The organism is Pseudomonas sp. TE6283 (assembly GCF_054060555.1).
Window position 1 is genome coordinate 14,977 of sequence record NZ_JBSSDH010000031.1, and the last position, 13,579, is coordinate 28,555.

The 13,579-nt window shown below is 64.1% G+C and carries 12 protein-coding genes; 7 read left to right on the plus strand and 5 right to left on the minus strand.

Annotated elements, in window-relative coordinates; translation table 11 throughout:
• Nucleotides 1-134 precede the first annotated feature (134 nt).
• The 3 genes from ACVWZ5_RS24555 (at nucleotide 135) to ACVWZ5_RS24565 (ending at nucleotide 2,550) form a co-directional block, all read left to right on the plus strand.
• A complete protein-coding gene (locus tag ACVWZ5_RS24555; RefSeq protein ID WP_186600366.1) occupies nucleotides 135-1,007 on the plus strand; it encodes a helix-turn-helix domain-containing protein in 873 nt (290 codons plus the stop codon).
• 221 nt (nucleotides 1,008-1,228) lie between these two features.
• The gene (locus ACVWZ5_RS24560; protein ID WP_028692177.1) at nucleotides 1,229-1,630 is read left to right on the plus strand and encodes a MerR family transcriptional regulator; all 402 of its coding nucleotides are present in this window, start codon (nucleotides 1,229-1,231) and stop codon (nucleotides 1,628-1,630) included.
• Between the two features lie 20 nt (nucleotides 1,631-1,650).
• Nucleotides 1,651-2,550, plus strand: coding sequence for a hydroxymethylglutaryl-CoA lyase (locus tag ACVWZ5_RS24565; RefSeq protein WP_457340920.1), 900 nt, complete (start codon nucleotides 1,651-1,653; stop codon nucleotides 2,548-2,550).
• Nucleotides 2,551-3,088: 538 nt separating this feature from the next.
• Here the strand turns inward: ACVWZ5_RS24565 and ACVWZ5_RS24570 are convergent.
• A complete protein-coding gene (locus ACVWZ5_RS24570; protein WP_062573909.1) occupies nucleotides 3,089-3,625 on the minus strand; it encodes an MgtC/SapB family protein in 537 nt (178 codons plus the stop codon).
• 269 nt (nucleotides 3,626-3,894) lie between these two features.
• Between ACVWZ5_RS24570 and ccoG the strand changes: the two genes are divergently transcribed.
• The 4 genes from ccoG (at nucleotide 3,895) to ACVWZ5_RS24590 (ending at nucleotide 9,085) form a co-directional block, all read left to right on the plus strand.
• Nucleotides 3,895-5,301, plus strand: coding sequence for a cytochrome c oxidase accessory protein CcoG (gene ccoG, locus ACVWZ5_RS24575; RefSeq protein WP_343580415.1), 1,407 nt, complete (start codon nucleotides 3,895-3,897; stop codon nucleotides 5,299-5,301).
• A gap of 39 nt (nucleotides 5,302-5,340) precedes the next feature.
• A complete protein-coding gene (gene mapR, locus ACVWZ5_RS24580) occupies nucleotides 5,341-6,750 on the plus strand; it encodes a GntR family transcriptional regulator MpaR (RefSeq protein ID WP_062573908.1) in 1,410 nt (469 codons plus the stop codon).
• Nucleotides 6,751-6,814: 64 nt separating this feature from the next.
• Nucleotides 6,815-8,869, plus strand: coding sequence for a PAS domain-containing protein (locus ACVWZ5_RS24585; protein ID WP_457340921.1), 2,055 nt, complete (start codon nucleotides 6,815-6,817; stop codon nucleotides 8,867-8,869).
• A gap of 81 nt (nucleotides 8,870-8,950) precedes the next feature.
• Nucleotides 8,951-9,085, plus strand: coding sequence for a response regulator (locus ACVWZ5_RS24590; protein WP_257722097.1), 135 nt, complete (start codon nucleotides 8,951-8,953; stop codon nucleotides 9,083-9,085).
• 9 nt (nucleotides 9,086-9,094) lie between these two features.
• Here ACVWZ5_RS24590 and ACVWZ5_RS24595 read toward each other — a convergent pair whose 3' ends face one another.
• From ACVWZ5_RS24595 to ACVWZ5_RS24610, 4 genes are all read right to left on the minus strand, one after another.
• Nucleotides 9,095-9,841, minus strand: coding sequence for an SDR family oxidoreductase (locus ACVWZ5_RS24595; protein ID WP_186600368.1), 747 nt, complete (start codon nucleotides 9,839-9,841; stop codon nucleotides 9,095-9,097).
• Nucleotides 9,842-9,925: 84 nt separating this feature from the next.
• Nucleotides 9,926-11,461 (minus strand): DHA2 family efflux MFS transporter permease subunit, encoded by a 1,536-nt coding sequence (locus ACVWZ5_RS24600; protein WP_062573906.1) that lies wholly within the window; start codon nucleotides 11,459-11,461, stop codon nucleotides 9,926-9,928.
• Nucleotides 11,458-12,651 carry an HlyD family secretion protein gene (locus tag ACVWZ5_RS24605; RefSeq protein ID WP_084942999.1) on the minus strand — a complete coding sequence of 398 codons (1,194 nt, stop codon included), beginning with the start codon at nucleotides 12,649-12,651 and terminating at the stop codon, nucleotides 11,458-11,460. Before ACVWZ5_RS24605 ends, ACVWZ5_RS24600 begins: the two co-directional genes overlap by 4 nt.
• 30 nt (nucleotides 12,652-12,681) lie before the next feature.
• Nucleotides 12,682-13,155 (minus strand): MarR family winged helix-turn-helix transcriptional regulator, encoded by a 474-nt coding sequence (locus tag ACVWZ5_RS24610; protein ID WP_028692187.1) that lies wholly within the window; start codon nucleotides 13,153-13,155, stop codon nucleotides 12,682-12,684.
• Nucleotides 13,156-13,579 lie beyond the last annotated feature (424 nt).

Below are 13,579 nucleotides of genomic sequence, written 5' to 3' on the forward strand. Positions count from 1 at the left end.
TACTGGCAGTGGCCGCACATCTGCTGTTAGGGTTTGCACCTGTATTTTTACTGGCGAACCTTGGGCGAAACGTGTGATATCTGTGTCAAAAACTGCACTTTTCAAAAATTCGTTCGATTAACGGACAGTCCTTCATGCATATCCCGCTCCCCGGCATCCCGCTGTTCCAGCTGTACGGCGAACATCACGCCTGGCCGGACACCGACCTGCTGCACTGCGAGTCGATCCCGGCGCGCAGCCGCCTGCACCATTGGGAAATCAAACCGCATCGGCATGCCGAGCTGTTCCAGCTTCTCTATGTGCAGCGGGGCGAGGCCCAGGTGGAGATCGAGGGCGAGCGCCGGGTGATTCGCGAGGCGGCGATCCAGGTGGTGCCGCCGCTCACCGTGCATGGTTTTCGCTTCAGCGCCGATATCCAGGGGCACGTACTGACCTTCGGCACGGCCCTGGTGGTCGATCTGGAACAGCGCCTCGGCGCTCCCTTGAGCGTACTGACCGCTGCCCGCTGTTACCCGCTGGGCCAGGATCGTCTGCGCCTGCACGGGCTGATCGACACGCTGCAGCAGGAGTATCAAGGCAGCGCGCCGGCACGAGGCCCCCTGCTGCAGGCGCTTGTGACCGCGCTGATGGTCTGGATCCACCGCCAGCAGCAGGCCTTGCCCGCGCGTAACCAGGACGAACGGGACCAGCAGCTGCTGGGGCGTTACCTGCGCCTGGTCGAGGCGCATTACCGCGAGCACCTTGCCGTGGACGACTTCGCCAGCCGGCTGGGCATCACCAGCCTGCAGTTGAACCAGCTGTGCCGAGCGCTGGCCGGGCAATCGGCGTTGCAGGTGACCCACCAGCGCCTGCTGCTCGAGGCACGGCGCAACCTGGCGTATACCCGCATGAGCATCAGCCAGTTGTCCGACAGCCTGGGGTTCAGCGATCCGACCTACTTTGCGCGGTTCTTCAAGCGGCTCGATGGCCGGACGCCCAAGGAATACCGCAGGTCGGTCAATACCTGAAACAAGCCCCACCAGCCTTGCGCGATCCCTGTAGGAGCGGCGCGAAAGGGCTGCAAAGCGGCCCCAGCTTTTTGCAGCGCTACTGATGGTTTGGGGCCGCTACGCGCCCCTTTCGCGACACAAGGCCGCTCCCACAGGGGCCCAAACTCCCCTGGAAGTTCGCTTGACGTATACGTCAACCTGGCATTAGGTTACTCGCATTCCCTCCCCCGAGCCCAAGCATGAGCAGCCAGACCTACAGCATCTCCGACCTGTCCCGCGAGCTGGACATCACCACCCGCGCCATCCGCTTCTACGAGGAACAGGGCCTGCTCAGCCCCGAGCGCCGTGGCCTGGAGCGCATCTACTCGGCGCGCGACAAGGTCACCCTCAAGCTGATCCTGCGGGGCAAGCGCATCGGCTTCTCGCTGGCCGAATGCCGGGAACTGATCGAGCTCTACGACCCCACCAGCGGCAACCAGAAGCAGCTCACCAGCATGCTGGCCAAGATCGCCGAACGCCGCGCCCAGCTCGAACAGCAGATGCTCGACATCCAGCAGATGCACCTGGAGCTGGACACCGCCCAGGAGCGCTGCGAGCAGGCCCTGGCCGCCACCCTGAACCCGTCGCACCCCCACCGTTGATCCGCCACAGGAAACCCGCCATGTCATTGCCCAAGAATGTCCGCCTGGTCGAAGTCGGCCCGCGCGACGGCCTGCAGAACGAAGCCCAGCCCATCAGCGTCGCCGACAAGGTGCAACTGGTGGACGACCTCAGCGACGCCGGGCTCGGCTACATCGAAGTGGGCAGTTTCGTCTCGCCCAAGTGGGTGCCGCAGATGGCCGGGTCCGCCGAGGTGTTCGCCGGTATCCGCAAGCGTGAAGGGGTCACCTATGCGGCCCTGGCACCCAACCTGCGCGGTTTCGAGGATGCCCTGGCCGCCGGGGTGAAGGAAGTGGCGGTGTTCGCGGCGGCCTCGGAAGCCTTCTCGCAGCGCAACATCAACTGCTCGATCAGCGACAGCCTCAAACGCTTTGAACCGATCATGGACGCCGCCCGCAGCCAGGGTGTGCGGGTGCGCGGTTATGTGTCCTGCGTGCTCGGCTGCCCCTACGAGGGGCGTATCGGCGCCGAGCAGGTCGCTCCGGTGGCCCGTGCCCTGCACGACATGGGCTGCTACGAGGTATCGCTGGGCGACACCATCGGCACCGGCACCGCCGGTGACACCCGTCGCCTGTTCGAAGTGGTCGCGGCCCAGGTACCCCGCGAGCAACTGGCCGGGCACTTCCACGACACCTATGGCCAGGCCCTGGCCAACGTCTATGCCGGCCTGCTGGAGGGCATCAGTGTGTTCGACAGCTCGGTGGCCGGGCTGGGCGGTTGCCCGTACGCCAAGGGTGCCACCGGTAACGTCGCCAGCGAGGACGTGGTGTACCTGTTACAGGGGCTGGGCATCGAGACCGGTATCGACCTGGACAAGCTGATCGCCGCCGGCCTGCGCATCAGCGAAGTGCTGGGGCGGGCCACCGGTTCGCGGGTCGCGCGGGCACGTGGCGTGCGCTGAGTCATACGCGTGTCACACAGGTGTGGGCGGAGTGTTACCGCCTACACGCTTTCCAGAAAAAAATCGGGTAACAGGGAAACAATTCGACAGAATTTCACGTGCCACCTTTTGAGAGAAATCCATTAAACCATTGAATTTTAAGGACTTTACAAAGTTGGCATGCCACCTGCTATATCTTTTGGCATAACAAGAACAAAAAACGCGATACCCAATAAAAACAACAGTAAACGGCTCTGACATAACAAGAACAACACGGCAGAGGCGTAGCAAGCAGATTTTTTTGGAGTCGACGTGCTTTCCAGGGGGTCCGCCCCCGCAGCCTGACACAGAACAATAAAACTACCTCCAAGGTAGCGGCAGTCAAGGTTGGATCACGCTGGATGAACGCAAGTCAGCGCTCAAAAAAATACGTTTGCTCTTGGCCCCGGTTGGGGCCCCGCAATGCAGAGACAACCGCCGACAAAAACAACAACAGGCCCGTCTCCAATAATAAGAAAAGAGCAGGCAACAACGCTTATGAGGGGAGCTTCGGCTCCCCTCAGTGCTTCCTGCCTTCCTCGTTCTCACCGCCCTTCTTCTCCCGTACCTCGCCCTCGACCTTGTCCACCAGCAGCGGCATGCTGGCCAGCACCAACAGCGCCATCACCGTGCTCACCAGTGCCGTGGCCTCGCGTCCCATGCCTGCGGCGGTACCGATAGCCGCGGTCATCCACAGTCCGGCGGCGGTGGTCAGGCCCTTGACGTGGCTGGCATCCTGGCCGTTGCCCTTGAGAATCGTGCCCGCCCCGAGAAAGCCTATGCCGGCGACGATGCCCTGGATCACCCGGCTCAACGCCTGCTCGTCGGCGCCGGCCATGCTTGGCGCCAGCACGAACAACGCCGCTCCCATCGAAACCAGCATGTGCGTGCGCACCCCCGCCGCCTTGCCCTTGCTCTCGCGCTCGAAGCCCAGCACCGCCCCCAGCAAAGCCGCCATCAACAGGCGAATCAAGATACGGGCAACCTCGCGCTCGTCGGTAACATCTGCGAATTCGCCGTGCAAAGCCTCAAGGATCGAATGCCAGAATGCGTCCATCGGTAGCCTCCCGGTGTCTTCTACACAAGACCGCAGAATACGCGCCGCGTGCCTTGCGCTTGGCCTAACGGAACTGCTCATACGCTGGCAGAGGTGCGGTGGATAGCCGCAGGCATCTGCAACCAAGCGCTCAAGGCTTTGAAAGCCGGGGCCTAAGCAGATAGGCCACTCATCTGATATGGTTTTTATCTCAATACCTGGGCCTGTGCTGAAAACAGATCGGGGGCCATAGTGCCTTGGCCTGATCGAGGCCTGATGAGCGATGAACCATGAGCGATAGAATCCCCTTCCGAGTCATCGAAATTGCCCCCGCCGTCAACAAGAGCAAAAGCCAGGTGGCCGGTGGCATCCACACCCGCAGCTTCACCGGCTTCTACCGCAACCTGCGGATCGCCTTTGCCGGGTTGCTGTTCGCGCTGTTCTTCGGCACCGCCTGGTTGCAGTGGGGCGACCGCCAGGCTGTGCTATGGGACCTGGCCGAAAGCAAATTCCACATCTTCGGCGCAACCTTCTGGCCGCAGGATTTCATCCTGCTCTCGGCGCTGCTGATCATCTGCGCCTTCGGCCTGTTCGCCATCACCGTGTTCGCCGGCCGCGTCTGGTGCGGGTACAGCTGCCCGCAGAGCACCTGGACCTGGCTGTTCATGTGGTGCGAGAAGATCGCCGAAGGCGACCGCAACCAGCGCATCAAGCTGGCCGCCGCGCCCTGGGGCGTCGAGAAAATCGCCCGTCGCGGCCTCAAGCATGGCCTGTGGCTGGCCATCGGCCTGCTCACCGGACTGACCTTCGTCGGCTACTTCACCCCGATCCGCCCGCTGGCCGCCGACCTGTTCAGCTTCGAGCTGGGCGGCGTGGCGCTGTTCTGGATCCTGTTCTTTACCGGCGCCACCTACCTCAATGCCGGCTGGCTGCGCGAGGCCGTGTGCATGCACATGTGCCCCTATGCGCGGTTCCAGAGCGTGATGTTCGACAAGGACACCCTGGCGGTGGCCTACGATCCCAGCCGCGGCGAAGCCCGTGGCCCGCGCAAGAAAGGCAGCGACCCGCGCAGCCAGGGCCTGGGCGACTGCATCGACTGCACCCTGTGCGTGCAGGTCTGCCCCACCGGCATCGATATTCGCGAGGGCCTGCAGATGGCCTGCATCGGCTGCGCCGCCTGCATCGACGCCTGCGACGGGGTGATGGACAAGATGAACTATGCCCGTGGCCTGATCGGCTACAAGTCCGAGCACAATCTGCAAGGCGGCAAGACCCACTGGATGCGCCCTCGCCTGCTGGGCTACGCCGCCGCGCTGACGGTGATGATCGGCGCACTGGTGATCGCCCTGCAGATGCGCCCGATGGTATCGATGGACGTGATCAAGGACCGCGGCCTGTTCCGCGAGAACGCTCTGGGCCAGATCGAGAACATCTACCTGCTCAAGATCATCAACAAGACCCAGGAACCGCAGCACTATCGCCTGCGCCTGGTGGACGCCGACGGCTTCGAGCTGCACGGGCGCACCGAGTTCACCCTCGCCGCCGGCGAGATGAGCGAGCTGCCGGTGTCGGTGGCGATGCTCGCCGATCGCCCGAGCAGCAGCTCCCAGGAGCTGGCGTTCGAGATCCAGGACAGCGACCAGCCCGGCATCCGCAGCACCGCGCACAGCCGTTTCGTCGCGCCGATGAATCGCTGATCCCCTACACTGACCACCACCTTGCCTGCCCAGACCCTAATGAAACGCTACGAACGATTTGCCGATGACATTGCCGAACTGATCCGCTCCGGGGTGCTAGGCCCCGGTCAGCGGGTACCTTCGGTGCGTTACGCCAGCCAGACCCACGGGGTCAGCCCGTCCACGGTGTTCCAGGCCTACTACCTGCTGGAGCGGCGCGGCCTGATCCGCGCCCGGCCGCGCTCGGGCTACTTCGTCAACGCCCATGCGCCGCGCCCGTTCAGCGAGCCACAGCCCCAGGCGCCGGCCAGCGAGTCCACCGATGTCGATGTCAGCGGCCTGGTGTTCTCGATCCTCGACTCGATCAAGGATCCGCACACCGTGCCATTCGGCTCGGCCTTCCCCAGCCCGACCCTGTTCCCCCTGCAACGCCTGTCGCGATCGCTGGCCAGCGCCAGCCGGGCCATGGACCCGCGCATGGTGGTCACCGACCTGTCGCCGGGCAACCCGCAGCTGCGCCGGCAGATCGCCCTGCGCTACATGGTCGCCGGGTTGATGCTGCCGATGGAGGAACTGCTGATCACCAACGGCGCCCTGGAAGCGCTGAACCTGTGTCTGCAGGCCGTCACCCAACCCGGCGACCTAGTGGCCATCGAGGCACCGGCCTTCTATGCCTGCCTGCAGGTGCTTGAGCGCCTCAAGCTCAAGGCGGTGGAAATCCCGGTACACCCGCGCGAGGGCATGGACCTCGGCGTGCTGGCCCAGACCCTGGAGAAACACCCGGTCAAGGCCGTCTGGTGCATGACCAACTTCCAGAACCCGGTGGGCGCCAGCATGCCGGAGGCCAAGAAGCAGGAACTGGTCGAGCTGCTGCGTCGCCACCAAGTGCCGCTGATCGAGGACGACGTCTACGCCGAGCTGTACTACTCGCAGCAGGCGCCGAAGCCGGCCAAGGCCTTCGATACCGAGGGCCTGGTGATGCACTGCGGCTCGTTCGCCAAGAGCCTGGCCCCGGGCTACCGGATCGGCTGGGTCGCTGCCGGCCGCTTCGCGCAGAAGATCGAGCGGCTCAAGCTGATGACCTCGCTGTGCGCCTCGATGCCGGCCCAGGCGGCGATTGCCGACTACCTGCAGCACGGCGGCTATGATCGCCACCTGCGCAAGCTGCGCTACGCCCTGGAAGGTCAGCAGGCCAACATGCTGGCCGCCATCGCCCGCCATTTCCCGGCGCAGACCCGGGCCAGCCAACCTTCCGGGGGGTACTTCCTGTGGCTGGAGCTACCCGAGCAGATGGACGCCCTGAAGCTGTTCCACATGGCTTTGGCCCAGGGCATCAGCATCGCGCCGGGGCCGATCTTCTCGCCGACCCGGCGCTTCGGCAACTGCATCCGCCTGAACTACGGCAGCCCTTGGGGCGATGGCGCGGAACAGGCCATGGAGACATTGGGGCGGATCGTGCGGTCGTTCTAGTCCGGCAATGGCGGTAGACCGGTGGCGCGACTATAGTTTCGCGGCGCCTTGCCTGGATCCGCCCATGCCAGATCATCCAGCGTCACTCGAACAGTTGCTGGCCCATATCGGCGAGCTCGAGACACAGCTCGCCGGGCACAATCTCGAACGAGCCTGCTTCGAGCTGTTGCGTACACACATGGCCGAAGGGTTCTGTGTGCTGGAACTGCTCGATGGCCCTCAGGGACCGCTGAGCGACTACCGCTACATCCTCAGCAACGACGCCTGCCTGCACCACACCGGCCACGACAAGCAGATGGGGCAGACGGTACGCGAACTCATTCCCGACGAGGCCGACGCCTGGGTGCCCCGTTTCGCCGAGGTACTGCGTACCGGGCAGCCGACCCGTTTCGAGCAACGCCTGAATATCAGTGACCGTCTGCTCACCGTCTCTGCCCATCGCTTGGGCGGGGCCAGTGACAGGCGCGTGGCCGTACTGTTTACCGGGGTCCCTGCCAGTCAACAGGCGCGAGACCTTCTGTACGAGCAGGCGGAGAAGCGCATGGACAGGGCCGAAACCAACAGCAGGCTGCTCGGCCAACTGGTGGACCACAGTCTGGCCAATGTGTTGGCCGCCGACTGCAGCCTGCGCCTGGTGGCGATCAACCGCACGGCCCGGGAAACCTTCGAGCGGCTGCATGGCATTTCACCCAAGGTTGGCGACCATGTCCGGGAGATCCTGGCCGGCCAACCGCAGATCATGGAAAAGTTTCAACCGCTCTGGCCGCGGGTGATCGCCGGCGAGTCATTCATCGAAATGGTCAGCATCGGTCCGGCCGATGCCCCGCGCCACTATGAAATGCGCTACAACCCGTTGCACGATGCCGAAGGCCGGATATGTGGTGGTTATCTGTTCGCCTACGACATCACCAGTCGCGTGCTGGAGCAGGAGCGCCTGAGCCAGGCCGAGGAAGCCCTGCGCCAATCACAGAAGATGGAAGCCATCGGCCAATTGACCGGTGGCATTGCCCATGACTTCAACAACCTGCTCGGCGGCATCGTCGGCGCACTGGAGCTGGCAGACAAGCGTATGACGCAGGGTCGTCAGCAGGACAGCAGGCACATGCTCGGCATTGCCCGGCAGAACACCGCGCGCGCCACTGCCCTGGTGCAGCGCCTGCTGGCCTTCGCCCGCCAGCAGGCGCTGATGCCGCAGCCGGTGGATGCACACCACCTGGTGGCCGACATGCACGACCTGATCCACAGCTCCCTCGACAGACATATCGAGTACGTCGATGCCACGCTCGCCGGCCAATGGCTGGTCTGCGTCGATCCATCACAGCTGGAAAGCACCCTGCTCAATTTGTGCATCAACGCGCGGGACGCCATGACCCAGGGCGGCACCTTGCGCATCAGCAGTGCCAATTGCCAGATGGATGCAGCGCAAGCAGCAAGTCTTCAACTCCCCGCAGGGCAGTATCTGCATATACAGGTCGAGGATAACGGCTGCGGCATGACCCAGGAAATCAGCGCACGTGCCGCCGAACCATTTTTCACCACCAAGCCCCTGGGGCAAGGCACCGGGTTGGGCCTGTCCATGGCCTACGGCTTTGTGCGCCAGTCGGCCGGCCAACTGAGCATCGACAGCGCACCGGGACACGGTACCTGTATTCACCTGTATCTGCCGCGCGGGCTGCCAGACTCGGCGCCTCAGGCCGATGACACAGAGCAGATGCTCAAATCCTCGAGCACTGGACCGTCGCTCATTCTGCTGGTGGAGGATCAAACGACGTTGCGCCTGGTGATACGGGAAATCCTGGAGGAACACGGTTTCCAGGTGCAGGAATACGAGGACGGCCATACGGCCCTGCACGCCCTGTCCGAAGGTATTCGGCCAACCATGCTGGTGGTGGATATCGGGCTGCCGGGAAATATCGATGGCTACCAGGTCACCAATGCCTGCTGGGCCATCGATGAGCATGTACCTGCCCTGTTCATCACCGGTTACGATGGTGCCATCGACAACAACCGGATTTCAGGCTCGCCGCCAATCGCCCTGTTGCACAAGCCCTTCGAACTGACACTACTGATCAGCAAAGTGGAGGAGCTGCTGATCGCCGCGCGAAGCAAGCCCGCGTAAGGCCTTTAGCGGTGTGACCAGACAGGCACACCAGCAGGCGATTAACTTAACCGCCCCCACCTCGACGGCGGCCTTCAAACCGTGCTGTTCATCACTGGCTACGATGCCAACGCCGTGCTCGATGATGACCCCCTACCACAAGGCATGCGGGTACTGACCAAGCCGTTCGACCTCGAAAAGCTGGTGGATCAGGTCAATATCTTGCTGCGCGACTGACGAGCAGATCTAACGTCCACCACTCAGGTCGATAAAGGTGCCGGTCGCATAGGAGGCCTTCTCCGACAGCAGCCACAGGATCGCCTCGGCCACTTCCTCAGGCTGGCCACCACGCCCCATCGGCAGGCCCGGCTCGAGCTTGCTGACGCGATCCGGGTCGCCGCTCAGGGCATGGAAACCGGTATGGATGTAGCCCGGTCGAACACCGTTGACGCGCACGCCCTCACCCGCCACTTCCCTGGCCAGGCCCACCGTAAAGGTATCCAGGGCTCCCTTGGAAGCGGCATAGTCGACGTACTCGTTGGGCGAGCCCAGTCGCGCGGCCATCGACGAGACGTTGACGATCGCCCCGCCCTGCCCACCATGGCGGCGGGCCATGCGCAGCAAGGCGTGCTTGGCGCACAGGATCGGGCCGACCACGTTGGTCTTCATCACCTTGAGCAGGCGGAACTCGGACATGTCCTCGACACGGCTCTGCTGGCCAATGGTGCCGGCATTGTTGACCAGGGCGGTAACCGGCCCGAACTCCTGATCGACGCACTGGAACAATCGCACCACCTCATCCTCGACGCTGGCGTCGGCACGCACGGCGATCGCCTCGGCGCCCAGCGCACGGACCTGCGCCAGCATCGCCTCGGCGGCCTGGTCGTCAGCGTGATAGTTGATGCAGATTCGGTAACCCTGTTGCGCCGCCAGCAACGCGGTGGCGGCGCCGATGCCTCGGCTGGCGCCGGTGATGACGATAACCTTGTCCATGAGTCTGCCAAGTAGCCAGGAAAAGACCTACAAGACTAGGGGAAATGCCATCACTTGAAAACCACGGGCAGGGAATCATGGGTTTCAATGGCCCGCCGAAGCGGGCGCGGCCTTGGCGGTAAAAGGCGGCTTGGCCAGCCACACCAGCAGGATCAAGCCGGCGAACACCCAGGTCAGCAAGGTGAAGTAGTCCACCGTCGACATCATGTACGCCTGGCTGTTGAGGATCTGCTCCAGCTTCGCGTAGCTCTGTGCACTGGCCCCGCCCAACTGCTCCAGGGTTTGCCGGGTGGCCGGCTCGAAGTTGCTGATGTGCTCGCTCAGGTAGGCGTGGTGCTGGTCAGCCCGACGGATCCAGATCCAGGTGGTCAGCGACGCGGCGAAGCTACCGCCCAGCGTTCGCAAGAAGGTGGCCAGCCCCGATCCGTCGGCAATCTGGTGCGGCGGCAGGTCCGACAACAGGATGCTCAAGGTCGGCATGAAGAACAGCGCCACGCCAATGCCCATGAACAACTGCACCAGGGCGATGTGCAGGAAGTCCACCTCGTTGGTGAAGCCGGCGCGCATGTAGCAACTGGTACCGATCGCCAGGAAGGCGATGCCGGCCAGTACGCGCAGGTCGAAGCGATGGGCATACTTGCCGACGAAGGGCGACATGAGCACCGGCAGCAGGCCAATCGGTGCCACCGCAAGGCCCGCCCAGGTCGCGGTGTAGCCCATCTGGGTCTGCAGCCATTGCGGCAGGATGAGGTTGATACCGAAGAATCCCGCGTAGCCGCCTACCAGCACCAGGGTACCGATGCGGAAATTTCGGTGCACGAACAATCTCAGGTTGACCACCGGGTGGCGGTCGGTCAGCTCCCAGATGACGAATACCGCCAGGAACACCACCGAGATCAGTGTGCCGATCACGATGAACGACGACTCGAACCAGTCCAGGTCGTTGCCCTTGTCCAGCACCACCTGCAACGCGCCGACGCCGACGATCAACGTCAGCAGGCCGATGTAGTCCATCGGCTGGCGGCTGGTGACCACCGGCCGTGTGCGCATCTGCTGGCGTACCACGGCGGCGGCGAACAGCCCGATCGGCACGTTGATGAAGAAAATCCATGGCCAGCTGTAGCTGTCGGTGATCCAGCCGCCAAGGATCGGCCCGGCAATCGGCGCCACCACCGTGACCATCGCCAGCAGCGCCAGGGCCATCCCGCGTTTCGCCGGGGGATACACGGCGATCAGCAGCGTCTGCGTCATCGGGTACAGCGGACCGGCCACCACGCCCTGAAGCACGCGGAACAGCACCAGCTCCGGCATCGACTGGGCGACACCGCACAGGAACGAGGCCAGCACGAACAGCAGCGTGGCCCATATGAACAGCTTCACCTCGCCGAAGCGCCGGCTCAGCCAGCCGGTCAACGGCAAGGCGATGGCGTTGCTCACCGCGAACGAGGTGATCACCCAGGTCCCCTGCTCCGAACTCACCCCGAGATTGCCGGAAATGGTCGGCAGCGCCACGTTGGCGATGGTGGTGTCGAGCACCTGCATGAAGGTCGCCAGCGACAGGCCGATGGTGGACAGCAGCAGACTCGGTGGGGTGAATTGCGCGGGGGCCTGCTGGCTCATCGTTGGACCGTCTTGCCGGTGGCGCTGTTCTCGTGGATCAGCCGGGCGATCAGGTCGTCGGCCTCGACCAGCTGGCGGTCATACACCTGGGTGGTGTAGCTGGCCTGCTGCGGCGGCTGCTGGGCCAGGGCCGGGCCGCTCTGGTCGTGCAGGTCGACCTCGGCGACGGTGGACAGGCCGATGCGTAGCGGGTGTTTCTTCAGTTGCTCGGGGTCGAGGTGAATTCGCACCGGTACGCGCTGGACGATCTTGATCCAGTTGCCGGTGGCGTTCTGCGCCGGCAACAGGGCGAAGGCGCTGCCGGTCCCCGCGCCGAGGCTGTCGACGGTGCCGGTGTACCTGACCTCGCTACCGTACAGGTCGGCGGTGATCTCCACCGACTGGCCGATGCGCATGTCGCGCAGCTGGGTTTCCTTGAAGTTGGCGTCGATCCACACCTCGTCCAGCGGGATCACCGCCATGGTCGCGGTCCCCGGCTGCAGGCGCTGGCCCAGTTGCACGGTACGTTTGGCGACATAACCGGTGACCGGCGCCACCAGCGTGGTGCGGGCATGATCCAGATAGGCCTGGCGCAGGTCGGCGGCGGCGGCCATCACTTCCGGATGCGAGGACACCACGGTGTCGTCGACCAGCGCGGTGCTGGTATTGAGTTGCTGGCGGGCGCTGTTGACGGCGGCCTGGGCCACGGTCAGGTCATCGCGGGAGTGAGCGACTTCCTCGGCGGCGATGGCACCGCTGTCGGCCAGCACCTTGCGCCGGTGGTAGTCCTGCTGGGCCTTCTGCAGCTCGGCCTGGCGGGTCTGCAGTTGCGCCTTGAGCGAGTCGACGTTGCTGTACAGCCCACGTACCTGGCGCACGGTGCGCGCCAGCTTGGCCTCGGCGGACTGCAGGGCGACTTCGCTGTCGGCCGGGTCGAACCGTAGCAGCACCTGGCCGGCATGGACCAGGTCACCGTCATCGGCGCCGATGCTGGTGACGGTACCGGACACCAGCGGGGTGATTTCCACGACGTTGCCGTTGACGTAGGCGTCGTCGGTGCTTTCGTGCCAGCGCCCGACCAGGCTGTACCAGGCCCAGGTGCCGGCACCGGCGAGGACCAGTATCAACAGCAGGGCGAGCAGCCAGATCTTGCGCTTGCGCGTGTTGTCAGGCGCGGGGGCCGGGGTGGAGGTGTCAGCGGGAGTAGCCATGGCAGTACCTTGGAAGATGCGTGACAGGGATCAACGATCGCCGAAGCGGCGGATCGTCAAGGGGTCGCCGGCGTTGAGCAGGACCTTGGCGAGCAGTTGCTCGAGGGTTTTGAGTTCTTCGGGTTGCAGCACGCCGACCAGTTCGTTCATTGCCGCCGCGCCAACCAGGGGCAGGCGGTCGGCCAGGCGCTGGCCATCGGCGGTCAGGGCCAGGCGTACCTGGCGGCGGTCGTCGGGGCAGCGGTTACGCAGGATCAGGCCCTTCTGCTCGAGGCGGTCGAGCATGCGGGTCATCGAGCCGCTGTCCAGGCCCAGGTAGCGGCACAGTTCGGCTGGGGTATCCACCTGGTACTGGGTGACGATGATCAGCACCTTGAACTGGGCGGCGGTGACACCGTCGGCTTCGAGGTGCCAGTCGAGGATGCGGTCCTTGAGGAGCGCGGCTCGGCCGAGCAGCATGCCTATGGCGCAGGTCTGGAAGTTTTCCGGGGTGAAATGGGACATCGGGGTCTGCTCGGGTAATTGTGTGAAAATATTACTGCTTAGGCAGTGAATGTCAAAGCTTTGATTAGGAGGCTAAAGAAAATTTAATCGGGGTCGGGGTCGGGGTCGGGGTCGGGGTCGGGGTCGGGGTCGGGGTCGGGGTCGGGGTCGGGGTCGGGGTCGGGGTCGGGCTTCAGGGTGTGGGTTTTGAATTTTTTATGCGCATTCGTAGACGATATCGACATTTAGTCACCTTTCCGCCCTTACGGCGGGTTACTTTGGTCTTAACTCGCCGTCCGCGGCCAAAGTAACCAAAGCCGCCCCGCTCCGTTCATCCGGCCCCTGCGCTTCGCTCCGGGGTCCCCTCGCTCCGTTCTTGCTCCCGGGAGGACCGCGCTGAACGCCCCATCCTGGGGCGCAGCGCTTGACGGCCATCCATGGCCGT